Source organism: Nostoc foliaceum FACHB-393 (genome assembly GCF_014698505.1).
Taxonomy (GTDB): Bacteria; Cyanobacteriota; Cyanobacteriia; order Cyanobacteriales; family Nostocaceae; genus Nostoc; species Nostoc foliaceum_A.
This window is the reverse complement of record NZ_JACJTD010000032.1, coordinates 62,913-89,597: the sequence shown is the minus strand read 5'-3', so window position 1 is coordinate 89,597 and position 26,685 is coordinate 62,913. Positions and strand designations below refer to the sequence as shown.

Annotated in this window: 20 protein-coding genes and 1 pseudogene; 12 read left to right on the top strand and 9 right to left on the bottom strand. The window is 41.0% G+C overall.

The window, feature by feature from the left end:
- The 7 genes and pseudogenes from H6G92_RS23660 to H6G92_RS23630 form a co-directional block, all read left to right on the top strand.
- Window positions 1–155 (top strand): annotated as a pseudogene (locus H6G92_RS23660) (photosystem II D2 protein (photosystem q(a) protein)); the annotation flags it as partial.
- A gap of 785 nt (window positions 156–940) precedes the next feature.
- Entirely contained in the window at window positions 941–1,222 is a 282-nt protein-coding gene (locus H6G92_RS23655; RefSeq protein ID WP_190896351.1) for a 4a-hydroxytetrahydrobiopterin dehydratase, read from the top strand.
- Window positions 1,223–1,847: 625 nt separating this feature from the next.
- Window positions 1,848–3,560: an iron uptake porin gene (locus H6G92_RS23650; RefSeq protein WP_190896349.1), complete on the top strand. Its 1,713-nt coding sequence runs from the start codon at window positions 1,848–1,850 to the stop codon at window positions 3,558–3,560.
- A gap of 422 nt (window positions 3,561–3,982) precedes the next feature.
- Window positions 3,983–4,420, top strand: coding sequence for an RrF2 family transcriptional regulator (locus H6G92_RS23645; protein ID WP_190896347.1), 438 nt, complete (start codon window positions 3,983–3,985; stop codon window positions 4,418–4,420).
- A 351-nt stretch (window positions 4,421–4,771) separates the two neighbouring features.
- Window positions 4,772–5,734: a cysteine synthase A gene (gene cysK, locus H6G92_RS23640; RefSeq protein WP_190896346.1), complete on the top strand. Its 963-nt coding sequence runs from the start codon at window positions 4,772–4,774 to the stop codon at window positions 5,732–5,734.
- Window positions 5,735–5,749: 15 nt separating this feature from the next.
- On the top strand, window positions 5,750–6,457 hold the full coding sequence (locus H6G92_RS23635) for a J domain-containing protein (protein WP_190896344.1): 708 nt from the start codon (window positions 5,750–5,752) through the stop codon (window positions 6,455–6,457).
- A 105-nt stretch (window positions 6,458–6,562) separates the two neighbouring features.
- Window positions 6,563–7,435 carry a 6-carboxytetrahydropterin synthase gene (locus H6G92_RS23630; protein WP_190896342.1) on the top strand — a complete coding sequence of 291 codons (873 nt, stop codon included), beginning with the start codon at window positions 6,563–6,565 and terminating at the stop codon, window positions 7,433–7,435.
- 108 nt (window positions 7,436–7,543) lie between these two features.
- Here the strand turns inward: H6G92_RS23630 and H6G92_RS23625 are convergent, their stop codons facing one another.
- Window positions 7,544–8,539: a PrsW family intramembrane metalloprotease gene (locus H6G92_RS23625; protein WP_190896340.1), complete on the bottom strand. Its 996-nt coding sequence runs from the start codon at window positions 8,537–8,539 to the stop codon at window positions 7,544–7,546.
- Window positions 8,532–9,452 (bottom strand): class I SAM-dependent methyltransferase, encoded by a 921-nt coding sequence (locus H6G92_RS23620; protein ID WP_190896338.1) that lies wholly within the window; start codon window positions 9,450–9,452, stop codon window positions 8,532–8,534. The genes H6G92_RS23625 and H6G92_RS23620 overlap by 8 nt, the downstream gene beginning before the upstream one ends.
- A 324-nt stretch (window positions 9,453–9,776) precedes the next feature.
- On the opposite strand from H6G92_RS23620, the gene mscL reads away from it, so the two are divergent.
- Window positions 9,777–10,208, top strand: coding sequence for a large conductance mechanosensitive channel protein MscL (mscL, locus tag H6G92_RS23615; RefSeq protein WP_190896335.1), 432 nt, complete (start codon window positions 9,777–9,779; stop codon window positions 10,206–10,208).
- A 101-nt stretch (window positions 10,209–10,309) separates the two neighbouring features.
- On the opposite strand, the gene H6G92_RS23610 is transcribed toward mscL, so the two are convergent.
- Window positions 10,310–11,989, bottom strand: coding sequence for a DUF3352 domain-containing protein (locus H6G92_RS23610; RefSeq protein WP_190896334.1), 1,680 nt, complete (start codon window positions 11,987–11,989; stop codon window positions 10,310–10,312).
- A gap of 553 nt (window positions 11,990–12,542) precedes the next feature.
- Between H6G92_RS23610 and H6G92_RS23605 the strand changes: the two genes are divergently transcribed.
- The 4 genes from H6G92_RS23605 to H6G92_RS23590 all read left to right on the top strand — a co-directional run bounded on the left by H6G92_RS23605 (window position 12,543) and on the right by H6G92_RS23590 (window position 19,186).
- Window positions 12,543–15,134 (top strand): M1 family metallopeptidase, encoded by a 2,592-nt coding sequence (locus tag H6G92_RS23605; protein ID WP_190896332.1) that lies wholly within the window; start codon window positions 12,543–12,545, stop codon window positions 15,132–15,134.
- A 773-nt stretch (window positions 15,135–15,907) separates the two neighbouring features.
- Window positions 15,908–17,632: an ABC1 kinase family protein gene (locus H6G92_RS23600; RefSeq protein WP_190896330.1), complete on the top strand. Its 1,725-nt coding sequence runs from the start codon at window positions 15,908–15,910 to the stop codon at window positions 17,630–17,632.
- Between the two features lie 31 nt (window positions 17,633–17,663).
- Window positions 17,664–18,038, top strand: coding sequence for a hypothetical protein (locus H6G92_RS23595; protein ID WP_190896328.1), 375 nt, complete (start codon window positions 17,664–17,666; stop codon window positions 18,036–18,038).
- Window positions 18,039–18,304: 266 nt separating this feature from the next.
- Window positions 18,305–19,186, top strand: coding sequence for a hypothetical protein (locus tag H6G92_RS23590; RefSeq protein WP_190896326.1), 882 nt, complete (start codon window positions 18,305–18,307; stop codon window positions 19,184–19,186).
- Window positions 19,187–19,240: 54 nt separating this feature from the next.
- Here the strand turns inward: H6G92_RS23590 and H6G92_RS23585 are convergent, their stop codons facing one another.
- The 6 genes from H6G92_RS23585 to H6G92_RS23560 form a co-directional block, all read right to left on the bottom strand.
- Entirely contained in the window at window positions 19,241–20,275 is a 1,035-nt protein-coding gene (locus tag H6G92_RS23585) for an Npun_R2821/Npun_R2822 family protein (RefSeq protein WP_190896324.1), read from the bottom strand.
- 16 nt (window positions 20,276–20,291) lie between these two features.
- Window positions 20,292–21,182 (bottom strand): Npun_R2821/Npun_R2822 family protein, encoded by an 891-nt coding sequence (locus H6G92_RS23580; RefSeq protein WP_190896322.1) that lies wholly within the window; start codon window positions 21,180–21,182, stop codon window positions 20,292–20,294.
- 3 nt (window positions 21,183–21,185) lie between these two features.
- Window positions 21,186–22,166 carry an Npun_R2821/Npun_R2822 family protein gene (locus tag H6G92_RS23575; protein WP_190896320.1) on the bottom strand — a complete coding sequence of 327 codons (981 nt, stop codon included), beginning with the start codon at window positions 22,164–22,166 and terminating at the stop codon, window positions 21,186–21,188.
- A gap of 3 nt (window positions 22,167–22,169) precedes the next feature.
- Window positions 22,170–23,129 (bottom strand): glycosyltransferase family 10 domain-containing protein, encoded by a 960-nt coding sequence (locus H6G92_RS23570; RefSeq protein WP_190896318.1) that lies wholly within the window; start codon window positions 23,127–23,129, stop codon window positions 22,170–22,172.
- Window positions 23,130–23,191: 62 nt separating this feature from the next.
- Window positions 23,192–24,403, bottom strand: coding sequence for a glycosyltransferase (locus tag H6G92_RS23565; protein WP_190896315.1), 1,212 nt, complete (start codon window positions 24,401–24,403; stop codon window positions 23,192–23,194).
- A gap of 4 nt (window positions 24,404–24,407) precedes the next feature.
- Complete coding sequence (locus H6G92_RS23560; protein WP_190896313.1) at window positions 24,408–26,657, bottom strand: ABC transporter ATP-binding protein; 2,250 nt, start codon at window positions 26,655–26,657, stop codon at window positions 24,408–24,410.
- Window positions 26,658–26,685 lie beyond the last annotated feature (28 nt).

The window sequence follows — 26,685 nt, the reverse complement described above, 5'->3', positions numbered from 1 at the left end:
AATTGCGGGCGGCGGAAGACCCTGAGTTTGAAACCTTCTATACCAAAAACATTTTGCTGAATGAGGGTATCCGCGCTTGGATGGCTCCTCAAGATCAACCCCACGAACAATTTGTATTCCCTGAGGAAGTTCTACCTCGCGGTAACGCTCTCTAATGTTAAAAGTCGACCATGACTTGAATTAGGGTTGTGGTTGCCGAAAATTGACACCACCCAGATTAAATAATCTCCTTGGCATAAGCCAATAAAGTGTCAATATTCCCCATTCTCCATTCATCTCCCGCCTTTTGGTGGGGGATTTTTTTATATATGGTTAATATCTTTAAATTTATGTGTTATGTTAGGTGAAGGTTATAAACACAGAGTAAAAACTCTACCCTTTTGAGACTAAGACCGCTTAGGCAATAAGGAGGTGATGCCCATGATAGAAAGTAGTAAATGCATGGGTCATCAGGTTGCAGTTAGCCGGCTGCGCGCCGGGGCTGTTCTCTAAAAGTTAGCCTTAGTTATCTTTGAGATACTAAGTTAGCTCAAGTAGCTAGGCAAGCTCGGAGTTCCATCCGGCAGTCTGGTTGCAACCTGAAGACCCGCTAGACCGCTCTAATTTAGATCGCTTGATCTAAATCAGAGCGGATAGTTTTTTATGGGTGACTTTATGTTTTATCAATAGTTACTTTTGAAAATTTAAGATAGCGACGCCTGCCGCAGGCAAAGCCAACGTGTTTAACTTTTCTTAAAAATAAAAATATCTTGTATACAAACCTTGGCGTCTGACCAAATGTGAGCAATAAGGTCTATCTACTAAGTCTGATTTAAATATGTACATACGCATTATGCCCTAGTTTATCCTCCCATCTTTTCTCTGTAGAGAATAAAAGGGATTTAATTTGATGAAATACATAATGTGATCAAGACAATACAAAAAATAGGAATTTTTTGATATGGCACAACTACTGACTGACGCAGAAATTCAAGAACGTACAAAAGTTTTGTCAGGTTGGACTGTTGAAGGCTCCAAGTTGCAAATTACCCGCACATTCAAGAATTTTATCCAAGCAATTGAGTTTGTCAATAAGCTGGTTGAGCCTGCTGAGTCGGCAGGACATCATCCAGATATAGAGATTTCCTACAACAAAGTGAAGATTACACTCACAACACATGATGCAGGTGGGCTGACGCAGGCTGACTTTGATGTAGCACAGGCGATTTCCCAAATCAACTAAGTGATTTCTTTTGACATCTTGCACTAGGCAACTGGAAGTCACCGCAACGAAAGACGCAGCGCGTAGCAAGCTTTAAGAGTAGAATTACGTGTTTTACTTTGGAGTGCGCGGGTTTCAAAACCCTTGATTCCTAAGCTAGTGTTTGTGATCAAAATAGCAGACAAACTACCCCGTTGAAAGGCTCTGCTATGTTTGTATAGCCGAATCACTGTGTTTTAACTAGTATGTGATTTCTAGTAGGGCTAAGTGGAAGAAGTGATTTTTACTGACAAGCTGCTAAGTGTCTAAGCTTTGAGCAATTTAGCCTGCGTAGGGAGTGAATGCCCTAGACGCTACTCCCTGCTTAGATATTTAGATAATTATGTGTGACAGTTATTAAGGCGATCGCTGTGATCTTGCCATCTAGATCAGATGTTTTATAATGTTATGATATAAAGATATGTTTTTGCATAAGTTAATCACATAAGTTTTTAACCCTAAGTTAATCGTTTATTAGCTTTGCAAAAACTAAAATTGTAGTAGTGGCAACTATGCCTCATCCACAGGTTTCAATGAGATGTCGCATTTTTGAGATTTTAGGTGCAACGAATACAATTATCTAAACAAGGTGTGAGGAGTAATAGAGATGTCTAGTATATTGTGGAAATCCTTAGTGGTTAGCCCAGCAGTTTTGGGAGCAACATTGTTAGTTTCGGCAACAGCAATTGCGGCTCCAAACACAACCACTGAAGTATCACCAGTCGGACAACCAGGTGTAACTGAAGTTGCCCAACAGCCAGAAATATTGGCTCAAACAACCATAGATCAAGTTAATCGCTACAGCAACGAAGGTAGCCAAAATAATTCTCAGTCTCAAGTAACATCGGTTTCTCAATTTTCCGACGTACAACCTACAGACTGGGCATTCCAAGCATTGCAGTCCTTGGTTGAGCGCTATGGTTGTATTGCAGGTTACCCAAATGCTACTTATCGCGGTAACCGTGCTTTGACCCGTTACGAATTTGCCGCTGGCTTGAACGCCTGTTTGGATCGGGTTAACGAATTGATTGCCACAGCAACAGCTGACTTGGTGACCAAACAAGATTTAGCTACCTTACAACGGTTACAAGAAGAATTTTCCGCAGAATTGGCAACCCTACGCGGTCGCGTCGATTCCTTAGAAGCGCGGACTGCGGAATTGGAAGCTAATCAGTTCTCCACTACTACCAAACTAGTCGGTGAAGCCATTTTTGCCGTTACTGATGTGTTTGGGGGTGAGACTGGTGATGCTAATAATACTGTCTTCCAAGATAGGGTGCGTTTAAACTTACAAACCAGCTTCACTGGTAGAGACGTTTTAACTACCCGTCTCTCTGCTGGTAATGCACAAGCTTTTTCATTAGTGGATAACGCCGGTGCTGGTATCAACACTGCTGAAGGTACACAAACTTTTCAAGTTGGTAGCACAGGTAACAATAGCGTCAAAATAGACCGATTGACCTATGAAGCTCCCGTAGGCCCAGCCCAAGTTTATCTCGCAGCTAGTGGTGGACGACACAGCCATTATGCAGCCGTCAATAACCCTTACTTTTTCGACAACACTGATGGCGGTAACGGTGCTTTATCTAGCTTTGCTTCTGAAAGTCCCATCTATCGGATTGGTGGTGGTGCAGGTATAGCGGTCAATTTACCTCTTGGTCAAGGTGGTGGCATTCTAGGAAATAGCTCAATCACTGCGGGTTACTTGGCATCAGAAGCTAATAATCCTACTCTTAGTTCAGGTCTGACCAACGGAGACTACGCAGCTCTTGGACAGTTAAACTTTAGTGTTAGCGATCGCTTGGCTTTAGCTGCTACCTACGTCCACGGATATAGTGCAGGTGGTTCTTTATTCAACTCAGGTTCCACATCAGATGGAACTTTTGGAGAGGTTGTAGTAGGTACTGGACAAGCTAACACTTTATTAGGTGCAGGTTCCAGCAACTCCTACGGTGTGTCGGCTGCATTTAGACCTAGCGACAAGCTGTCAATTAGTGGCTTCGTCTCTTACCACGATGTCACAGGTGTCGGTATAGGTGATGATTATGAAGCTTGGAGCTATGGTGTTGGTGTAGCCTTACCTGATTTTGGTAAACAGGGTAACGTTTTAGGTATTTTTGCTGGTGCACAGCCCTATTCCTTTAACCGACCAGGTTTTGCTGGTAATGATACACCCTATCAATTTGAAGGCTTCTACAAATATCGTGTGTCGGATAACATCTCAGTGACTCCTGGTGTAATCTGGTTAACCTCTCCTGGTCAAAGCAGCGCTAACGACGATGCAATTATCGGTACGCTGAGAACAACTTTCACCTTCTAGAGTATTGACTATCCATTGACAATTTTGAACTTTATTGCTCCCCGCCATCAGGCGGGGCTTTTTGTTGTCGGTAGAAACAACAAATAAAGAAACCCCAGTAGGTAACCGGAGTATACTAGAAGAGTTAGGAGTTATTAGTTAGAAGTTATGAGTTATGAAGGGTTTTATATGAATAGACCACAGTAGGGTAGACATTGTAATGTTCACCCTAGCAGCGACGAACTTCTAACTTAGGCTGTGAGCAACTTTTTCTGAGCGAGCTTTTTTCATGGAAGTTAGCGGTATAAAGTTAGATATTATGTAATATCCTAACTCTGCCAATTTTAGATTTTGGATTGAAGAAAAAATCTAAAATTCAAATTGAATGGCTCCCAACTCCTAACTGATAATTCCTAACTCCTAACCCTAACTTGTTACTACTTGTGGAACTATCGTGTAAATCAGAATACGCAATTCTAGCCTTATTAGAGATGGCCGCTCATTACGAAAGTGGCGAACCGCTGCAAATTCGACAAATTGCAGCACAACAAAACATACCCGATCGCTATCTGGAACAGCTACTAGCAACCATGAGGCGTGGGGGTATAGTCAAAAGTCAGCGCGGGTCAAAAGGTGGCTATTTATTAATGCGAGAACCCCGGAAAATCATCCTTTTTGAGATTTTGGAATGTTTAGAAGGGTTGGAGGTGGGAACCTGTGAAGAAAACGTTAATTCTAAAACGGTAGACAGCTCGATTATAAAAGAAATCTGGCAAGAAGCAAGTCGTGCAGCAAATTTAGTGTTGCAAAAGTATACGCTCCAGGATCTTTGTGAAAAACGAGATTCACGGCGGCAATTGGATATCATGTACTACATTTAGTCAAGAGTTATTTGTTATTGCTTATTTGACCCTTAAAGGATGTTTGGAAAGCCGTAAAGTAACTACTCATCTCTCTCCAAACCACTCCCCAAAAGGTCGAGAAGCTTTGAAACCTCGATTCTCTACAAGTGAATTGGGGCTGGGAGGCTAGGTTTTTGAAATTTTAGTATTAGCAATAATACTTTTAAAACACCCTCTTAGGGGTGACACTCTGTTTCCGACGCTCGTTACTCGCTATCGCTAACGCCAGTTCCCTAGTTTTAGAAACCCGCATACCCCGCGGGAACGTCAAAGCCTAACAGGACTGACTTTTGACAAATGACTCTTGACTAAGTATCTAAGGACTAAATTATGCGAATTGCTCATAACATTACAGAACTGGTTGGTCGTACACCCCTAGTGCAGCTCAACCGCATTCCCCAAACAGAAGGATGTTTTGCTGAAATTTTGGTGAAGCTGGAAAGTATGAACCCATCGGCATCAGTCAAAGACCGGATTGGAGTAAGTATGATTAACGCCGCCGAAGAAGAGGGGCTGATTACTCCTGGGAAGACAGTATTGGTAGAACCCACTTCTGGCAACACAGGAATTGCCCTAGCAATGGCAGCAGCAGCCAAGGGTTATCGATTAATTTTGACAATGCCAGAGACAATGAGTGGGGAGCGACGGGCAATGTTGCGGGCCTATGGAGCAGAACTGGAACTAACGCCAGGAATGGAAGGCATGAGTGGGGCAATTGGGCGAGCGCAACAAATAGTTAATACTACACCAAATACCTATATGTTGCAGCAGTTCCGCAATCCAGCCAATGCAAAAGTGCATCGGGAAACTACTGCCCTTGAAATCTGGGAAGATACCGATGGACAAGTAGATATGATCGTCGCAGGGGTGGGCACAGGTGGTACGATCACTGGTGTAGCAGAAGTGATTAAAGCACGCAAGCCTAATTCTAAGGCGATCGCTGTTGAACCAGCCAATAGCCCAGTTTTATCTGGGGGACGACCAGGGCCCCACAAAATCCAGGGAATTGGTGCTGGGTTTATTCCCCAAGTTCTAAAGATAAAATTAATTGATGAAGTGATTACCGTCACCGACGAAGAAGCGATCGCCTACAGTCGGCGTTTGGCAAAAGAAGAAGGGCTACTATCTGGTATTTCCACTGGAGCAGCTTTATGTGCAGCAATTCGCGTTGCCCAACGTCAAGAAAATAAGGGACGCTTAATTGTGATGATTCAGCCCAGTTTTGGTGAGAGGTATTTAAGTACGCCGTTGTTTCAAGACCTGGAGGCAAGGTTAGCCACTAGCGTCAGTTAACGATAAATTGAATTAATGGTCAATTCCAAGCACGTTTCTAACCATTACGAAACTCTCAAAGTTAGTCCAAGTGCCAGCCAAGCGGAGATTAAGCAAGCTTATCGCCGCTTGGTTAAGTTATTTCATCCTGACAGTAATCAGGAAACAGCCGATCACGAGCAGATTATCCGCATTAATGCAGCCTATGAGGTCTTAGGCGACAACCAAAATCGCCGCAATTATGACCAACAACTGCAAGATGACTCTGAAAAATTAAATAGCGATCGCCAACAGCGTACAGCATCAGCGCAAAAGCACCACCAGACAAGACGAAAAACAGGACGGGATGTTGACGAGCAAGTTGAGGAATGGCTGCGCCAAGTTTACCAGCCAGTAAATCGCTTGCTTTGTACTATTCTTTATTCGTTAGAAGAACAAATGGAGCAATTAGCTGCTGATCCCTTTGATGATGAGTTGTTAGACGAATTTCAAGAATACTTAAAAACCTGTCGAGATGACCTCAAGCAGGCACAAATTACTTTTCGCTCCCTGCCGAATCCCCCTAGTTTAGCAAGAACAGCAGCTCATCTCTACTACAGCCTGGATCAAGTAGCAGATGGACTCGAAGAGTTGGCTTATTTTCCTTTGAACTACGATGAGCGTTATTTGCACACAGGTCAAGAACTATTCCGCATAGCTACGAGATTGCACTGTGAGGCGCAAGCGTTTGTAAATAGTCATTAGTCAAATAACAAATGATTAATGACTAATGACAACTGATAAAGAAATTAGTTTATGCTGGAAACAGAGAAAGATTAAGAAATTTTAAATTCTGCTCATAGTGTACTCATGCAATGCATTGTTAATCGCCGCGCCCAGTTTTCGGCAAGTCATCGTTATTGGTTGCCAGAACTGAGTGAAGCCGAGAATATTGAGAAATTTGGTGCTTGCTCTAGATTTCCGGGACACGGACATAACTATGTCTTATTTATCTCCCTAGCCGGGGAATTGGATGAATATGGCATGGTGCTGAACTTGTCCGATGTTAAACACGTAATTAAACAGGAAGTTACCAGTCAATTGGACTTCTCTTATCTCAACGATGTGTGGGCAGAATTTCAACAAACTCTGCCCACCACTGAGAATATTGCACGGATTATTTGGCAGCGGCTAGCACCCCACTTGCCTTTAGTTCGTGTGCAGTTATTTGAACATCCTGAACTTTGGGCAGATTATATGGGAAACGCAATGGAAGCCTACCTCACTATCAGTAATCACTTTAGCGCCGCCCATCGGTTAGCTCACCCTAACCTCAGTAATGAAGAAAACACTGAGATTTATGGTAAGTGCGCCCGTCCCCACGGTCACGGACACAACTATCATCTAGAAGTCACCGTGAAAGGGGAAATTGATCCACGCACTGGCATGATTGTCGATTTAGGTGCCCTGAATCAAGTTATAGAAAATTATGTGGTAGAGCCATTCGATCACACCTTTTTAAACAAAGACATTTCTTACTTTGCCGAAGTTGTACCCACTGCTGAGAATATCGCACTTTACATTAGTAATTTACTGCGATCGCCCATTCAGGAATTGGGAGCTAAACTTTACAAAGTGAAACTGATTGAAAGTCCCAATAACTCCTGCGAAATCTACTGTAATGAATCAGAATCAAATTCAGTCAGTGCAGCTGTTAGTCAACCAGTATTGGCACGAGTTTAGCTAATTGAAAATCCAGGCATAGGACATAGGGAATTTATATTATCCCCATGTCCATGCCTAATACCCAATGCCCCATGTTCTATCCCTAACACTTTTCTAAATCATATTTTAAAAATATCGACGACGAGTGGAATGTCGCAAATAGCGATAAATACCCCAGGCTAAAACTCCGAAAAAGAGATTTAATAAAAAGCGACTAAATATAAACCACAAAATATCGGCATCAAAAAGCTTTGACGGACTCAAAGGACTAAGAATCCTGGCTAAGAGAAACAGCCCAAAAATAGCATTTCCACCCAGCACTAGAGCAAACACCACTAAACTCCTCTGCCAATAACGGCGCTGGGGTGTACCGTCTGAAATCAAGAGAATTGCAGGCTTGCCTTGCACTTTTCGCAGTAATTGTTCCAGTCGCCAAAACATCCACAACAGAAACGGAAATAAACCATAACTCAGGAAACGTAGGGGTAGTGGGTAACGCCAAGCACTAGATAGCACATTTACCAGGGCATGACAAATTACAGAATTTAGCCAAGCCCTAAAAATAAACTTTCTGTCTCGATTTAACCGAGTATTAGAGGAAATATATATTGCCAACCCATAGCCCCAAGGCGCAGAGAACATAGCGTGGACTGGCGTGCCGATAGCACGGTCAAGAATTGATGCTGTACCGTGGTAAAGGTAAATCCAGTTCTCTTCGGCAGTGAATCCAAGGGCAACGCCTATGGTGAAGAGGAAAACGGTAGAGGGAAGTAATCGATACCTGCGTTGCAGATAGCAGGTTGGAAAAACAACCGCTGCTAACTTGCAGCCTTCTTCAATTGAACCTACTTCCACAAGCTGCCGCAACGCTACACCAAAAAGCGTAGACGCGCACCTGCTTGGCGGTAGGCATCGCTTGATCTGATACCAGTCTAAAACCCAGTTAACTACAATTTCAAAAATCCATTCGAGGCTAAGGGCTAAGATACCAGATATTGCCCCGATGATAAAGAACATCAGCAACCTTAACAGAGGCGGGGCAAATGGCACCCGATAGTAGTAGTAGCCTAGCAGCAGCAAGGGTGGTATTGCTGCCCACAGCATTAGAAAAAAATCAACCACTCACCTGAGCAATCACTGTGCGGTGACGGTGGGTATTGTTAGTGATAGTGGGAGTTTGGAAACCTGCGTCAACAATAGCCTGTTCAATGTCCAAAGCAAAATATTCATCTAAATACGGTTCAGTACTTTTGAGCAAAGTCAAAATGTAAGGTGGCATTTTCTGGTAAACTTCTGACTTAGGATTCATGTCCATGATTGCCAAGTAGCCACCAGGACGCAGCACGCGCCGCATTTCAGCAAAAATTTGGTGAGTTACTGACTGAGGTAATTCGTGACACATCAAGAAAATAGAGACTAAATCAAATGAGGCATCTGGTAGCCCAGTAGATTCCGCTTGGGCATGAAGCCAGTTAATTTTAGCTTGACGTTGTTGGGCGCGGTAATTCGCAACGGCTAAGAAGTAGGGAGATAAGTCCAAGCCTGTAATTTTGGCATGGGGATAAATTTCTTGCATGGTAAATGTACTCAGACCGACACCGCAGGCCAAATCTAGGATGTCTTGGGGTTGATTGGGAATTTGCGCCTTGAGGATATCGTGGTAACTTTGCCGCAGTTTAGCATCTCCTTGTGCTCCAGCATCTTGCCAAATTCCGGCATGGACAGTACGGGCAGCAACTTCTAACTCCCAAGCCGCTTTCCAACTGAGGTCTCCACCTTCGTAGGCATGGAATGGCCGCAAGTAGTATTCTGGGTAGGAAAGCTGAGGATTTTCTACTTGAGCTAGATCGGTCTTCCAATCACGCGCTTGTAATGTTTCGACTTCTTGTGTCCAAGGCACACCAATTCTCTCGGCACGTTTAATCATCATTTGTCTAGCTTGATGCTTGGCTAGGTTGGCTAAAGGTTGGATTGCCAGTATGCCATTCACCAAGCGGGAAGCTAAACCAGGATTAGTGTTTACAGCAGCGGTCATAAATCAATTTGCATGTAACAGCCTTTTCTACTTATGACATACTTGCTGGACGGCAGTCTAGAAATGAATTGAATTGTATAACGGCAGTCTGCCTTTTTCGCTTGCTCCAAGCAATCAATATTATAGAAGCTTGATATTTGGAGAGTAGCAAAATTCTGAAAAGATGGAAATTATGCTGGTTTCCAATTTATATTTATCAGATAATTTTATTCAAAACTGGTAAGATTTCGATATTTATAAATATCTATCTCAACAGAGATGGAAAAAAGCTGAGTGCCATTTATAAAGAAAATTACGGTAAGTTAAGCTTATTGAGAGTCAAGTATGGCCAGAGCAAGAAGAAGAGCAAGTGGCTTTTTAAGAGATTTTCAAGAATTTGCCCTCAAAGGCAACGTAGTTGACTTAGCGATCGCTGTCATCATTGGTACTGCTTTTGGCAAGATTATCACTTCCTTTGTTGAAGATGTAATCATGCCATTGATTAATCCCTTGGTTAGTTTTACTGGCAAAGACTGGAGAACAATCACCATTAGTCCGGGAATCAAGATTGGCGAGTTTCTTGGCGCAATAGTTGACTTTGTAATCATTGCCTTAATTTTATTTGTGGCAATTCGAGCCTTACAAAAATTCAAGAGACAAGAAGAAGTCGCCGATGAACCTTTGCCAGATCCTAACCTTGTAGCCCAAGAAAGATTGATTGGCGCGTTGGATAGACTCAACCAAACCTTGGAAACTCGGAATAATCAAGTTTTGTAAGTGGGGGGATCTGGGCAGACAAGGGAACTAGGTAACTTGAGTGAGAACTTGCAACAAGTCTTTCTCCTTATCCCCTTATCCTCTTTCCCATGCCCAATGCCCTATTTTGCAGAAGGCTTCAGAGCTAATAACATCTCTAATTCACTGGTGGATTTATCGGGGCTATTGGCGGTAAAACCAAGACCACGAATGGAACTCAGAATGGTGATGGTATTGGCGTCAGATGAGATTAAACTCTTGATCAAGGGCACAGTTTTAGTTTTATCCATATCCAGGTAGAAATAGCCGCCGTTGGGCTTGTGCAAAGAACCAGTAACGGCTTTGAAGGCGTCGCTATTGTCAAGAGATTGATTCTTGCGATCGGCAACTGCGTCAGCAACTGGGCCACCAACAGCTACAAATACAGTGTCTTGATCCAGCCAACCATGTGCCAATAAACCTCCTTGTCGGGGGATTTGCCATTCAGTTACGTCTTTACCACCGATATTTCTATTAGCGATGTTGATTTGTTGGGTTTTGGCAAGGGTATCCAATTTTGTTAAAGTGGCTTCGGCAGTTTTGCGATCGCTAGTGTCAAAGACTAAAGCACCTCCAAAACCAACACTCGCTAACACCCCTTGATTTGATGGAATCGCACCAAAAGCGAATTCCCCATTCATCCAGCCAAAAATATCCTTATCCAGGTCAATATTGGCAAATTTCAGTTGTCCTCGCACCTGTTCAAGACCTTGCTTCATTTCTGGATAATCTTTTGACTGTTCTACTAGCGTTTCCCACCCACGGCTGATGCCATTTCCGCTAACTAAAGCAAAGGTATCAGTGGGAAATTGACCTACTATATTTCCAGGACTTGATTGATACTGAAATTTATTTAGTTGCGGATCTAAATTAGCGATCGCTTTTACCCGCACTCCCGCATCATCAACACCAACACCCGCTACCACAGATTTTATCTGCTTCAGTTGCGCCAAGGCTTGTGGAGGTAACTGCTTTGCCTGCGGGCTGCCAGCTGCTAATTGCTGTACCATATTTGCATAGTCTGGTACATAAATTTGGGCGAGGCCGTTTTTAACATCCACTCCTTTGTTGAGAATGGTGCTTGCACCTTCTTTACTGGCAAAAGAAGACTGTCCCTTAAAAGTGTCAATTGCTTTTTCTACAGCTTGTTTTTCGGGGGCTAATACTAAGTGACTATTATTTAAAACTACGCTATATGTCGGCTTGCCTTTTTCTGTAGTTTCAATAATTTTTTGACCTTGGTAGTCAGATTCCTGGAATTTCACCCCTTTTTGTGACTTCAATTTATTAGCAAAATTCAAGGCACTGAGTTGATCTTTGATTCCTACTACTATCAGGATATTTGATTCTTGCTGTAAATTTGTTGGTACATTAGATTCCCCGGATGGCACTTTTAACTGCGCCGGTTTGACAGGATTCGGTGGTAATACAGCAATCATGACACCACCAGCCCAAGGCTTTATGTCTTTTTCATAAGAAACATTACTGTCACTGAACATTTGCTTATTGAAATCTTCCAGACCTTTTGCTACTAACTTTTGTGCTTCTGGAGTGCCAAACTGCTGTAACTTTGCCCAGGATTGGGGGTCAGTACTAATATAAGTTGCCATCAATGCTGTTGAAGGTACTACTTTAGCACTACCTAGAGCGTCTGAGCTACCTCCTGATGGGACTTTAAAATACATATAAGCCGCTATACTTCCTGCTACTACTACAGCAGCACCAACAGCAGGAATCAAAAACTTTGATTTACTTTCGGGCATTTTGTTATCCTCATTTGCTCAGATTGTCACCGAGATTTATACAAGTGTCATTGTAGGGTTTTCGGATTTATTAATATTTTCTGCTCATTGATCGGTATTTACTGATAAAATTAGTAGTCCTATAAGCTAGCAGTCTAAAATAATTACTCTAAAAAATACTTCAAGGCGATGAGGGGCGAATCCGCAAATGATATGCTGTTCATCTCAAAGAAAATAGCCTGCTCAACAGCGGCAAGCTATCCTAAGTTATAAGAATAATTAGGAGTATTTGTACTTAAGGAGAATCTATCGAGGTGCAAGAGACTCTTGACTCGATGACAAAAAAGTGCAAAACATCAGAAAAAGTAAATGCGGGAGGGATATGGAAAAAAGTCCAAGGATCGGCAGCCGGCCTTCGGAAATTTGGGTGAGATTAATTTCAATCCCCCAATCCCCAAGGGGAATCTTAACCCCCATACTGCCCTATTGAATTGGGAAATACAGATACCGCTATTTTGCTTAATTACATCCAGCCAAGCCAGACTTTTCAGGATTACAAGGTCAGTAAGGATCAATGTCGAAGTCTTATTTTGATACAGATAATAACGGACACAAACCTTTTGAGTTACCGGGAGCAAGACCACACTACAACCCCGATCGCCCCGGACAGGTAGAGCATATTTTTCTCGATCTCAGCTTGGATATCCCAAAGCTTTGCTATCAGGGCAGTTGTAGCATTCGCCTCTTGCCAATCCGTAATGGCATTGACCGTTTGACTTTGGATGCTGTCAACCTGAATATCGAGTCTGTGCAGGTGGACGATGTGCCACAAAATTTTGACTACGACGGGGAACAGCTTTCCATTCAACTTTCTGAGGCGACCCAGATTGGTAAACGCTTGCTGATTGCGATCGCCTACTCGGTGGCAAAACCGCAACGCGGTATTTATTTTATTCAACCAGACAAACACTACCCGAACAAGCCTACTCAAGTTTGGACTCAGGGAGAAGACGAGGACTCTCGCTTTTGGTTCCCCTGCTTTGACTATCCAGGACAACTATCTACTTCAGAAATTCGCGTTCGTGTTCCCAACCCTCTCGTGGCGATTTCCAATGGCGAACTGATTGATACCACAGAAGATGGTGATTACAAAATCTACCATTGGTCACAGCAACAAGTTCATCCTACCTACTTAATGACTTTGGCAGTAGGTGACTTTGCCGAGATTCGGGATGAGTGGAACGGTAAACCAGTCACCTACTACGTAGAAAAGGGACGGGAGGAAGATGCTAAACGCAGCATGGGCAAAACTCCCCGCATGATCGAATTTTTAAGCCAAAAGTATGGTTATCCATATCCTTTTCCGAAATACGCCCAGGTTTGCGTCGATGACTTCATCTTTGGCGGGATGGAAAACACCTCTACAACTCTGTTAACAGATAGATGCTTGCTGGATGAACGCGCCGCTTTAGATAACCGCAATACCGAAAGTTTAGTCGTCCACGAACTTGCACACCAATGGTTTGGTGATTTAGTGGTGATTAAGCATTGGTCTCATGCTTGGATTAAGGAAGGGATGGCTTCCTATTCTGAGGTGATGTGGACGGAACAGGAATATAGTCTAGAAGAAGCAGCTTACTATCGTTTATTGGAAGCTCGTCGTTACATTAGTGAAGATAGCAGCCGCTATCGTCGCCCGATGGTAACGCATGTTTACCGGGAAGCTATTGAACTTTACGATCGCCACATTTACGAAAAAGGGTCTTGTGTTTATCACATGATTCGCGCCCAATTGGGAGATGAATTATTTTGGCAAGCAATTCAAACATTTATCCAAGATAATGCCCACAAAACCGTAGAAACAATAGACTTACTCAGGGCGATTGAAAAAGCTACTGGACGAAATCTTTTGTTCCTCTTTGACCAATACGTTTATCGTGGTGGACATCCCGATTTTAAAGTAGCTTACTCTTGGGATGGAGATGCTAATTTGGCAAAAATTACGGTAACTCAAACCCAAGTTGCTGAAGGCAAAAATGGCAGTAAGGATTTATTTGATTTAAAAATACCTATTGGATTTGGCAATACTCAGCAGGAAGAATCTGTGAAACTGAAAACTTTCACAGTCCGGGTAAATGAACGTGAACAAAGTTTCTACTTTCCATTAGAAAATAAGCCCCAATTTATCAGCTTTGATGTTGGCAATAATTACCTAAAAACAGTAACTTTAGAGTATCCAATACCAGAGTTAAAAGCACAATTAGAATCTGACCCCAACCCGATTTCGCGCATCTATGCAGCAGAAGCTTTGGCGAAAAAAGGCGGCTTAGAAGCTACGAAAGCACTATCTTCAGCGCTCAAAAATGACTCATTGTGGGGTGTGCGTGTGGAAGTAGCAAAACAATTAGCCCAAATTAATTTAGACCAAGCCTTTGATGGCTTAGTTCTTGGGTTAAAAGATAAAAATGCTTACGTGCGACGATCTGTAGTGGAAGCACTTGCTCAAATCAAAACTGCTGAAAGCTATAAAGTTGTGAGAGGGTTAGTGCAAAAGGGCGATCCCAGCTACTATGTGGAAGCAACAGCCTCTCGTGTAATTGGGGCGATTGCATCTGCAAACTTGGAAGAAAAACCCAAGGAAGACAAGGTATTAAAGCAACTGAAAGGCGTTTTAGAAGAAAAGGCAGGTTGGAATGAAATAGTACGGAGTGGTGCAGTTGCTGGTTTAGCTGAATTCAAAACCTCGGAAGCAGCTTTAAATCTGCTGATCGAATACACCAAACTCGGTGTACCACAACCCCTACGTTTAGCTACAATTCGCGCTTTAGGAAAGATTTCTATAGGTCAAAGTCCAGTTAATTTGGAACGGATTTTAGAAAAATTAACAGAACTAGCCAAAGAAAGCTTCTTTTTAACGCAAGTGGCGGTAGCAGCAGCATTAGGACAAATGGAAACACCCAAAGCAGTCGGGATTTTGCGATCGCTAGCTGAACAAACAGCTGATGGGCGTGTACGCCGCTATGCTGAAGAAGAAATTTCCAAGGTGCAAAAGAATATTGGTTCAGAAAAAACCTTGCGTCAATTGCGTGAAGATTTCGACCAACTCAAACAACAAAACCAGGAATTGAGAAGCCGTTTAGAAAATTTGGAGGCTAAATCTAAATAGCACTACATGATCATTAAAAGTAGCTAATTGGTAATTGGTATTTGTGGTAAAGCCACTACCAATTACCGAATTTATAGCAGTCATAAATGATAATTCAGTTAAGAGTCGCGGGTTAGTTCTTTCACCTAACTATACAATTTGTCCTGCAAAAAACCGAATAGATAAATGAGTAGTTTATAACTGGCTGATTTTTAGAGCGTGAGGAGGAACCTTCTCGCTCTATATTTATTGTCAGAATGAGCTGTAATTACAGTTACCGCAGTAACCTGTGGTGCTATTTTATCAAATTCATTCATTATGGACGAGTGTTTTATAAGACTATCACCACACAAGTATTCAGGCAAAGCTAAATGGGTGGCTAAGACAGTCTGAATTTTAAAATGATTAAACCCAAGACAGTAATAGTACTACTGCTCCATATAAATGTTAGTAAATAAAGTTACTTAACTATCGCATGTTATTCAAATTTGCATACATCAGACATAGGTAAATAAATATTTGTATTTTTATAAATAATGGTTAAGAAAAGATAAAATCATCTGAGAATTTGATAAGTAGTTGTAGTTTTATAAAGTATAATTAAGAAAAAGATAAACAAATCTAGGCAGTAACATAGGCTAAAATCACCACGAACATTATCCCAAAAGGGTAGAGTTCTAGGGCGTGTTTTAGATAAAAGACTACCGCTATCCTGAACTTGCAACTAACTTTTGCTGTAGGTCGGGAGACAAACAATCATTGTAAATTTTTCAGTTGAAGAGGCAAAAAAAGGCGTGGGTCAGTATCAACCTGCTCAGCTAAAACTCTATAATCCAGATGCGATCGCTCGCTACTATAGTTACCGTCCCTGGCTAGCCTGGGGCCGAGTGCTGAGAATTATCTGGTCTTTTGCAGGATTTCTACTCAGTCTCAAGTGGGACGAATGGCAAGATAAAGTTGAGCAGAACAAGGGTAAACGAGCTATTCAGTTGCGAGAACTGCTCACCCGCCTCGGCCCGACTTTTATTAAAGTTGGTCAAGCCCTCTCTACCAGACCTGACCTGATACGCAAAGATTTTTTAGAAGAACTGATAAAGTTACAAGACCAGTTACCACCTTTCGATAATGCGATCGCTTACCAGATTATCGAAACTGAACTAGGTCGCCCTATTCATGAAAGCTTTAGCGAACTGTCACCTCACCCAGTCGCTGCTGCTAGCTTGGGTCAAGTATACCGGGGTCGTCTGGTGAGCGGCGAAGAAGTCGCAGTGAAGGTGCAACGCCCCAACTTACACCCGGTAATCACGCGCGACCTATATCTGATGCGTTGGGCAGCAGGTTGGCTAGCTCCTTGGTTGCCTTTAAATCTCGGTCACGACCTCACTTTAATTGTGGACGAGTTTGGCACGAAGTTATTTGAGGAAATTGACTATATTAATGAAGGCCGCAACGCCGAGAAATTTGCTAGCAACTTCCGCAACGACCCGCAGGTCAAAGTTCCAGGCATTTACTGGCGTTACACGAATACGCATGTTTTAACCCTGGAATGGATTAACGGCTTTAAGCTGACAGATACTCAACGCATCCGCGAAGCAGGTTTAGATCCAGAAGCGATCATTCAAATTGGCGTTACATCAGGATTGCAACAGCTTTTAGAACATGGTTTCTTCCATGCTGACCCTCATCCTGGTAATTTGTTTGCTGTGCCCGATGGTCGTATGGCTTACATTGACTTCGGCATGATGGATCAGTTGGAAGAAACCACTAAAGAAACGTTGGTGGATGCGCTGGTGCATTTGGTGAATAAAGACTACACCGACCTAGCCGAAGATTTTGTAAAATTGGGATTTCTGACTCCAGATACGAATATTTGCCCAATCGTGCCAGCATTAGAAGCAGTGCTAGGAAACGCCATTGGTAAAAATGTCAAGGATTTTAACTTCAAAACTATTACCGATGAATTCTCGGAACTGATGTATGAATATCCTTTCCGAGTGCCGGCGAAGTTTGCTTTGATTATTCGTTCCTTGGTGACTCAAGAAGGTATTGCCTTGAGCCTCAACCCTAATTTCAAAATTGTTGAAGTGGGTTATCCCTACATAGCACGGCGCTTGCTGACAGGGGAATCGCCAGAATTACGGCGACGATTATTGAATGTGTTATTCAAAGATGGTAAATTCCAGTGGCAGCGATTAGAGAATTTAATTGCGATCGCTCGTACCGATAGCAACTTTGATGTATTGCCCACAGCCCAGATGGGGTTCCAATATTTAATGTCAGAAGAAGGCAAGTTTTTGCGGCGACAGCTGGTGCTTGCTCTCACCGAAGATGACCGCCTGCATACCGAAGACGTCCAACGCCTGTGGAACCTAGTTAAGGATGATTTAAAACCTGATCGTTTATTAAATGTAGCGATCGGCATTTTAACAGACTTATCCAGGGAAAGTGCAGCTGCTATCCTCCCAAAAGCTAGATTTCTTGAGCCTTTTGCTGGAAACCAGTCACCAAACAAAAAGTAAAAATTTTTAATAATATAAATCAGGAGTTTTCATGTACTATTTTCCTCTTCAACCACCTTATTTCCTATTACTTGTTGGCTTTCTCACAGCATTAACATCTGGTTTTGCATTATCTGGCACTTTGAAAGTAATTGTGCAGAAATGGCCGAGCGAACGCACAGAAAATACTAAACCACGTTCTTCACTAAAACAATTGTTTGTGCCATTTATTGGCATAACCGGCGGTACTTGTCTATTTCTATCTTCAGGGTTAGCAATATTTGGCTTTCCCTCCTCTTTAGCTTTAGGAGTCGGTTTACCAATTAGTCTGTTTACTTGTTTATTAGTTTGGTTACAGTTGGGAAGTATGATGACTTTTATAGAACGCGAAGGTATGCAATCTTTAGATTTAGATTCTTTTTCTTAGATAGCAAGACATCTCACCAGCATACAAATTACCGTAAATACTCACCGCTAGCAATGATATTCCACTAAAAATGAGATCCTTAGCTAGTGGTGAATACTTATTTTTTACTAAAATTTTTATCAGTCCAAGATTTGATCGTGTTAAAATTACGTATAAATATTGAGGTATGTATCCGTACTAACTCTGCTAAAAGGATAGTAACTATAAATAAAAATATACTCGACTTTGTTCAGAATTTTATTTACTTAAAAGGAGTGTAAAACACTATGATTCAAGACAAAAACGGATTTTGTTTTTGTACTTTAGCATGTGGTAAGAACTATCGTGATCTTGCATTGTTATTAGCAAAAGATATAGAGAAATTTTCGCCTAATACCTCTTTTGTTATTTTAACTGATTATCCTAACGACTTTAGCCAACAGCCTAACGTTTTAGCATTTAAGCATAGACAACAAAGTATTAAGTTTTATCACGATAAAAGATTTGTAATAGCCAAGGGTTTATCTCTATTTAATTCATGCATATTCATTGATGCAGATATGCGAATATTGGCACCAGTTCCCCAATATCCGAAATGGATTTCAACACCAGGAATAACGGCAAGAGGTTGTGAAAATATGCCTAAAAAGTATGCTAAAGTGCTAGCTGGTAATCCTGATGCTAAACTTTTGAAAGAGTTTAAAGTGGCTAAAAAGGCTGCTTCAAAGTTAAATCTAGAACTAGAAAATGAGCATCTTAACTTTGTTTATGAATATTTATTTGCAGTTACAAAAGACTCTGGAAAGGAAATAGAATTCCTTAAACAGTGGGAAATTCTCGCATCTTATTGTGAGTTAAATGGACTGTATGACTCCGAAGGAAATGCAATAGGTTTAGCTGCTGCTAAAGCAGGTTTACCAGTTAGATGGAGTACAATGGAGGGTATCTCTTTCTTTAAGAATAGAATAGAATTCGTCAGAATCAAAAAGGGAGAGTCAAAGATGGAGGATATGGCAATATATTTTGAGCAACAAACAAAGCTAGAATACCCCAAACGCTTCATTTGGCAGAAAACTATACTTAAAATCGCTAAACTTATTAAGTATTTATATAATTTCCTGCGTTTAAGAATTTTAACTTTGAAAAACTTTGATTTTTATTACCGATAAGTGGGCAATAGATAAGCTACAAATTAAACACCATTTAAGTCTAATTTTGCTTAGTTATTTAGTAATCCTATCCTTTAAATTCCGATAGTTAAGCTTAATATTGTTGACTTTTTGATTGAAAAAACTTGTAGTAGTTTTTTGTAGACGCATTAATGGACTCTGACGCTTAAAGCTTTTGGGTCTTTGTTCTGGCGACTTTAAAAACCTATAATGCAAAAATACATCTCGATATGGAATATTAACATCTTCACCAGCGCAAACTTGAGTAAAGTTTGATGAACTTATACTCATGTAGTGCAAATATGTTAATCTCCGCCCTTGGTCATAGAGGATATTATCTACCACATCAAATTGAGAACTCCAGTGGTTACCAGTTGCCTGTTCGCAGTCATGAAAAGCAAAGTTATAATAGGAAACTCTACTTCTCAACACCATGTAGTTAAATAAAGATTGGTCAGGTGCCAAAAAAGCCATAACATCTGCTTCACCTGCTGTTAATTTGTTGAGGAAGTCGGCTCTTATAGCTGTAGAAAAAATATTTTTCTTAGTGGCAAACCAACCAGCACAAAATACTTTATCTTGCAAGTTTTCTGAGTTGAAAATTTCCTGCATCTGCTCTGGGGAACCATCAAAAATAAATTTTAATTCAGACTTATATTGAAAATCGTTGACTACCCAATCATAAGTATCTAATTTTTCATATACATAATCTATTGGCCCCATTAACAAGGTATCTGCATCAAAATAAATAAATCTATCAAAGGGGCCATCCACAGCACAAAATTTGCGGTGCATAGGTAGCTCATATAGTTCCGGGAAGCCCCACTCTCGCCAAGTTTTTTGTGCTCTAGGATAATTTTTCCATATTTGCGTGGCAAAGTTATCCCAGTAAGCTATGGAATCAGAGTCTTCAAATAAGGTGACATTATCTCTAGATGCAAGCTCTGCTTTTACCTTTTCTAACCGCTGATTATATGGAAGTATACAAATCGGAATTTTCCTACCTGCATTAGCTTCTATACTATTGAGCAACGCAACTAGTTGGTCATAGACAACATCATTCGCTAGGATATAAATGCCATCAATCATTAGAATACTCCTAATATTAAGTGCGGGCAGCAACAAAGGGAAATAAACGGCGAGTTAGTTTGGGGATGAAGGCTAATTTACCCTCATGGAGATAGCGATAGTGTTCCCATAATTGCCAATAGGGACTACCAGGTTTAATCCGCGTACCAGCCCAGTGGAGATATTTTAGTCGTTGTCCTCGGTCATAGAGGGCGTATTCTTGCTGTTGGAAATTTTGCGAACCTGCCCAACTACCAGGCCCTCCCCCAGGAATTTTGACGAGATTTCCACGTTTGGAAATTAGTTTGAGAACAAGATAATTCAGAATGGGTTGGTCTGTAACTCCTTCAGAAAAATCAAAATATTCTCGATGTGCAGCACATTCGCGCAAAGCTTCATCCATCTGTTGTTCCGTAATAGTTCCTTTTCTAGAAGCCCAAAAACCGCTATTGAAAACATCTTGAAGTTGGGCATCCGAAAAAATTTGCTGCTCTTTCACAAACGGGGAAAAAATATTTCGCAGCTTGTCATTGGCATGATGGTAATCACAACAGAAGAAATCAACTTCTGAAAGTTTGTCTAAATTGTCGGCGATTTTTTCAAAAACGACAATATCAGTATCAATATAAATAAACTCATCTAAAGGGCCAAACCACGCCACCAGTTTACGCATTTTATTGGGTAAGGCGAGAAAATCTCTATCAAAGATTTCTCCGATGCGTTTGGTAAATTTATCAACAAGTTCTAAATTTGGGAAAATTTGTACCTTGTGTAAGGTAGCAAGCTGTTCTGCAACCTTGTGATAACTATCATTAAAAGGTATGAGATAAATAGTTACTTCTGGGTCATAGTAACGGATACTATTGAGTAAAGCAATAGCATTATCAATAACCCGATCATTGGCAACAATATAAATTCCCCGACTCATAAATTATCCTTGGTTAATTAACTTAAATTTTCGCAATGCTCTTGTAAATAAATTTGGTACTGGAGCGTCATTATAGTTCTTCGGGGGATTTTTAAAGACTGGACGCTTTTCTGGTTCGTGTAAATAACGATAGTAGAGAAATAAATCTCGATAGGGAAACTCAATATTTTCTCCAGCACAGACTGCTTGATTGATATTAGGAGGAATACCAATGTAATGAAGGTAGGTTAGCCGATTACCTTTATCATAAAGAAGATGTTCTTGTTCCTCAAAGTGCTTTGATGTGGCAGAACATCCAGTTTTTTGATTATCTGGTAGTTGTTGAGCAAAGTTATAAATAGAAAGATTAGACCTCATTACCATATAGTTGATAAGTGGTTGCTCACCAGCACCGGCATACAAAATTTCTGCTTCACCGTTTTGTAAATTCGATACTAGCCAATCTCTTTGTTCTGAGTTAAATATTCCCCGCTTTGCGCCATAGAAGCCTGAGCAAAATATTTCGGAATCAATACGTTTTTTGTCGAAAAGTTCTAGTAATTTGGGAGAATTAACATTGTATATTTTACTAACGTCTTTAAATTGGAAATCGTAGACAACAAAATCATAACTATCTAGCTTTTCAAACACTGTTGCTAGTGAGTTCATCACCAAGGTGTCTGCATCTAAATAGATAAACTTATCGAAGGGCCCGTCAAAGGCACAAAAACGACGGTGAGCGCCATATAATCGGAATTTACTACGATTCAATCGTTCTGGTGCTGCTGAGAGCATAAATTGATCCCAGCGGTTGATTGATTCTTGATCATCGTAAATAAATACATTAGGACGTTTAGCTATTTCGTCGGCAATTCGCTGTGTCTGATCATCAAAAGGATAGATACAAACAGGAGTTTCTGGGCCCAAGATCACATCAATACTGTTGAGCAAGGCCACCAGTTGATCGAAAACATAATCATTGCCAAGGGTACAAATACCATTCATAATTTATGAGTGTTTATCAACAAAATTTGATAACCAGTTAAGCAAATTTAATTTGTGTAAGATGATTTGACGTGCTTCTGCGATCGCATCCTTAGCCTGATACCAAGCATCAGGTGTAGCTGTTACTTCACGGATGTAGGCAATGCCTTTTTCATCTAAACTGGGCAACCGCAAAAAACTACCCGGTGGCAATAATTTATCAGCAGCCGGGCCGCCATAGTAAATTGGCAGACACCAAGCAAGCAAACTATCCCAAAGTTTCTCACTTACATACCAATTATTGTCAGCATAATTTTCAATTGCCAAATTGTAATAGTATGGTGCCATGCCATACCATTTATTACCTAGTTCTCCCGACTTTTTCGCCCATTCTGGTAAATTACGTCCATATAAATCAAATTTCATGCTACTAGATTGCAGTGATTGCAAAAAGTCTAAACGCTGACGATGTTTAGCAGTGCGGCTAATTCCTGAAGTAATCCAACTACATGGGGCAACCTTTTGAGGAGGTGGCATTTCATTTAAATCCTGAAATGAATTTGAGTGATACCAAATAGCAGGCATATAGTCAGAAATGGGGGCAAAATCATCGGGGCCAGAAATGTAGCCGGAATACTTCTGGGCTTGTTGGTAATTATGATTAGTTATTTCGACAATTTCATCTAAAGGCGGTTCTCTTAGTAAATAAATAATCCGCTCTTTACTTACACCACGCAGTAGAGAATCAACATTGACTACTGATTTTTGCTGCCGTTTGCGAAAACTATCTAACCAAGATTTTTTTGGCGATGCTTGGGGAAAATCAAATTGATACATCAGCAGAAAATCTGGTTTTTCTGCTAGTGCCTGCATTTGCATATTGCCCCAAACTCCAAATTGATTCGGGGTTTGTTGCCATAGCCAATCGGCTCTGGTTTCTAAACCTCGATAGCTGCTAATCATTCCTACAGTTTTAATAGTCATTTTATTTATTAGTCAGTTATTATTTTTCATGAGTTATTTGCCCTAATCTCACTTATTTTTCCTTACACAATCACTTGGGGAAGCAGAGATTCATCAACATAACTAAGGATTTTTGCCGCTCGATTTTCCCAAGAAAACTGCTTGACAAAATCAATGCTATCTGGATAACCTTCTATCTTTCTGGGATGAGTTTCTAAAACCCGCTTTAGACATTCGGCAAATTTGCTGGAGTTATCTGGCTCACACCAAGCAGCGATCGCTTGAGTATCTTGAAACTCAACTAATGAAGGAATTTCCGTCGAGACAATGGGAGTTCCAGAGGCGAAGTAATCAAACAGCTTTAAGGGAGATGTGAAAGTTGCCGCTTTTCCCGAACAATGAGGGTGAGCTAAAACATCGGCTGCTTGTAGCAAAGATGCTAACTCATTATGTAAGACATAGCCCAAAAATTTAATATTATGAACCTGTTTTTCTTTTACCAATTGCTGATAATATTCGACTTCTGTTGGCTTACCACCTGCACAAGCAAATTGCACATTAGGCATTTCATTAGCTACATCAATTAGTACATCAATACCTTTAAATTGCTGTAGCGCTCCCGCATAAACTACCAATTTTTGACTTTCATCTTGCAATAGTTTTTGACGCCATTCTGCCGCTTTTTCTGGTTGTCTTTGCATAAACAAGCGATTAAAACCATTGTGCAGCGTAATTACTTTTTCTGGTGGCATCCCATTTTTAATCATGCTTTCACGGATTGTATCTACAACGGTGACAGCAATTTGCAACAGCGGATTTATGACTATTTCTGGCTCAAATGGCTTGTCTTCGTGGTGGTGGTGTTCGTAAATTGCCGGAACGCCATTTTTAATGGCAGCTTTGACAAAATTCCAGTTGCGACTGTGGACAAGTTTAGTAGTTGGAAGAATGTGAAATGGTAAATAATATTTGCTGGCAATGGTATTAGAGTCAGTAAATTTGCTCCGAAAATGGTCAATTGGCCAAGGCATCGGTAAGGGAGCAACTTTTAATTTGTCATGGAGGTTGTAATATTTAACTAGTTCCGTTGGTGTTTGTCTCGGTTGAAAAGGACGAGCTAGATTGACTGGGTTAATCGCTTTTGCTCCTTTGTCAGGGTATACCAAAACTGTTGAGTATCCCAAGTTTGCGGCGGCGTTAGCTGCATTTGTAGACTGCACTAGGTGAGCTTCTGGCTGTGGCAACTCTTCACCGATGAAAAAAATGTAGTGTTTTTTTAAAGCTGGATTTTTCATAAATTTAGATATTAATACTATTCTCAAACTTTTCTAAATTATCGAGCAGATATATAGCAGACTCATAACTTTCAGTAATTAATCCATTTTGTTCTTCTGTTGTGGATATCGAATTATCATTTAGAGAGCGGAGAGAGCTAAGTATAAGGTTAAGAGAAGTCCGAAACTCAACGGCGATATGATTAAAGGTTTGATAATGGTTACTGATAACATTTTGATTTTGGTCAGAAATAGAGAGAATCTGCCCCTTAATTTGTAAGTTAATAACATCCTCAAAAACATCAATAGTATTGAGAATTCTCCAAGCTGATTTATAAGAGTCTTCAATTAATTCGTGCCGTTCTTGGGAATCGTCTACTAAATCATCAAGTAATAAGCGTAGGAACCCAATCATCGAGTTCAACTGCGTCCGAATTTCGTGAGAGATGCGGAGCAAGCTTTGATTGTGTTTGGTAGCAGTTTCAGGACGTTCCGCAAATTGCATTGAGTACAAACGTGAGTAGTAACCACCCTTTTGTAAAAGTTTGTCATGGGTTCCCACTTCTACCACCTGTCCTTGATCTAACACAGCTATTTGGCTGGCTTTTTGGACTGTGGAAAGGCGGTGAGCAATTACTAGGGTGGTGCGATCGCGACTCAAATCATCGAGTGCAGCTTGTACTAAGCGTTCGGAAACAGTATCTAAAGCGCTGGTGGCTTCATCTAAAATTAGAATTTCGGGATTTTGGAGCAGAGCGCGGGCGATCGCTAATCTTTGCCTTTGTCCACCAGATAACATCACACCGCGATCGCCAATTAAGGTGTCAAATCCCTGGGGCAATTTGCTAATAAACTCATAGGCATTTGCCCGCTTGGCTGCTGTAATAATTTCATCTTCGGTAGCTTCTGCTCGCCCATAGGCGATGTTATTCTGCACCGAGTCATTAAAAAGAAAGGTATCTTGACTGACGATTCCCATCCGTTTTCGGAGGGACACAAGATCGAACTCCCGCAAATCGGTGCCGTCAATGGTAATACTGCCAGCGATCGGATCATAGAATCTGGGCAAAAGGTCTGCCAAAGTGGATTTACCAGCACCAGAACCACCTACTAATGCTAAGGTTGTGCCACGCGGTAAATATAAATTCACATCTTTGAGTACCAACTTCTCATGACCAGGGTAGGCAAAGCAAAGAGAATTAAAAGACACTCCCTCTTCTAATTTTGTGTAGGGAAGCTTACCTTTCTCCATGAATGGCTTATCGTGCAGATTTAAAAACTCATTCGTCACATCCACACTAGCGGCGGTACTGGCAAAGTTACTGCGAATAGTATTTAACTGAGAAATTAATGGCAGCACTCGCAGCAGGACTAATAAATACGTTAAAAGTACGGTAGAAAGAGAAGAAACTTGGTCAGCAAAGAAGGTTTTACTTAAAATTACAATTAGCAGTAAAGCTGTAATACCCATCACCTCACTCAGAGGTGTAATTGCTTCCGAATTAACCTGAGATTGGAAATCTGCTAACTCGCGATCGCGAATTAATTTTTTAATCCGTCGATATTCTTTTTCTTCATTTCCCGTCGCTTTTACCAGCCGAATTCCATTCAGGGTTTCCAGTACAGAAATTGAATATGCCCTAGACATCTCACTAAGCTGCTTCCCAAAATTTCTAGACCGGGAAATGGCATACTGATTTACTAACGTCACTAACGACAGCAAAAGCGTAGCAGCAATCGTCAACTGCCAAGAAATTGACAGCAATAAACCGACAAAAACCAAAATTGTTATTCCCAGGATAACTATCCTGACTGTACTACCTATAGAACTTGCAGCCCGGCCAATTTCTCCACCAAGACGGTTGATTAAATCACCAACCTTCGTTTTGGCATAATAATCTATATCAATTTCTAGTAATAGTTTTAATCCGGTTTCGCGCATATCTGAGGTCAGCTTTCGGGTTAAAGAACTCGATGCTAAGGCGCTGGCATAAGTAGCTAAATTCTTTAAAATAATTGTAAATATAATTGCCCCAGCCATGACTCCTATCCGGTAAGCTTCTGGAGTATTGTCAAAGGGGGATATCATCGTTTTTAGAATGGGAGGAGCAGTACTTAAATCTACTTCTTGCCCCACAATTTTTAAAACCACTGGCACAATTAAAGCTGTGCTGATCCCATTAAATAAAGCTCCAGAAAATCCTAACAATATTGTCAGCAGAATCAAACCTGGATAGGGTTTAGCGAATCTTAGTAGTAGTTTTCTGGTAGACATTGGGTATTTTTATGCCACTTTTACTTAT

Coding starts and splice junctions, on each gene's coding strand:
- H6G92_RS23655 (WP_190896351.1), top strand. CDS start 941: ATGGCACAACTACTGACTGACGCAGAAATTCAAGAACGTACAAAAGTT.
- H6G92_RS23650 (WP_190896349.1), top strand. CDS start 1,848: ATGTCTAGTATATTGTGGAAATCCTTAGTGGTTAGCCCAGCAGTTTTG.
- cysK (WP_190896346.1), top strand. CDS start 4,772: ATGCGAATTGCTCATAACATTACAGAACTGGTTGGTCGTACACCCCTA.
- H6G92_RS23635 (WP_190896344.1), top strand. CDS start 5,750: ATGGTCAATTCCAAGCACGTTTCTAACCATTACGAAACTCTCAAAGTT.
- H6G92_RS23630 (WP_190896342.1), top strand. CDS start 6,563: ATGCAATGCATTGTTAATCGCCGCGCCCAGTTTTCGGCAAGTCATCGT.
- H6G92_RS23620 (WP_190896338.1), bottom strand. CDS start 9,452: ATGACCGCTGCTGTAAACACTAATCCTGGTTTAGCTTCCCGCTTGGTG.
- mscL (WP_190896335.1), top strand. CDS start 9,777: ATGGCCAGAGCAAGAAGAAGAGCAAGTGGCTTTTTAAGAGATTTTCAA.
- H6G92_RS23610 (WP_190896334.1), bottom strand. CDS start 11,989: ATGCCCGAAAGTAAATCAAAGTTTTTGATTCCTGCTGTTGGTGCTGCT.
- H6G92_RS23605 (WP_190896332.1), top strand. CDS start 12,543: ATGTCGAAGTCTTATTTTGATACAGATAATAACGGACACAAACCTTTT.
- H6G92_RS23595 (WP_190896328.1), top strand. CDS start 17,664: ATGTACTATTTTCCTCTTCAACCACCTTATTTCCTATTACTTGTTGGC.
- H6G92_RS23590 (WP_190896326.1), top strand. CDS start 18,305: ATGATTCAAGACAAAAACGGATTTTGTTTTTGTACTTTAGCATGTGGT.
- H6G92_RS23585 (WP_190896324.1), bottom strand. CDS start 20,275: ATGATTGATGGCATTTATATCCTAGCGAATGATGTTGTCTATGACCAA.
- H6G92_RS23580 (WP_190896322.1), bottom strand. CDS start 21,182: ATGAGTCGGGGAATTTATATTGTTGCCAATGATCGGGTTATTGATAAT.
- H6G92_RS23575 (WP_190896320.1), bottom strand. CDS start 22,166: ATGAATGGTATTTGTACCCTTGGCAATGATTATGTTTTCGATCAACTG.
- H6G92_RS23570 (WP_190896318.1), bottom strand. CDS start 23,129: ATGACTATTAAAACTGTAGGAATGATTAGCAGCTATCGAGGTTTAGAA.
- H6G92_RS23565 (WP_190896315.1), bottom strand. CDS start 24,403: ATGAAAAATCCAGCTTTAAAAAAACACTACATTTTTTTCATCGGTGAA.
- H6G92_RS23560 (WP_190896313.1), bottom strand. CDS start 26,657: ATGTCTACCAGAAAACTACTACTAAGATTCGCTAAACCCTATCCAGGT.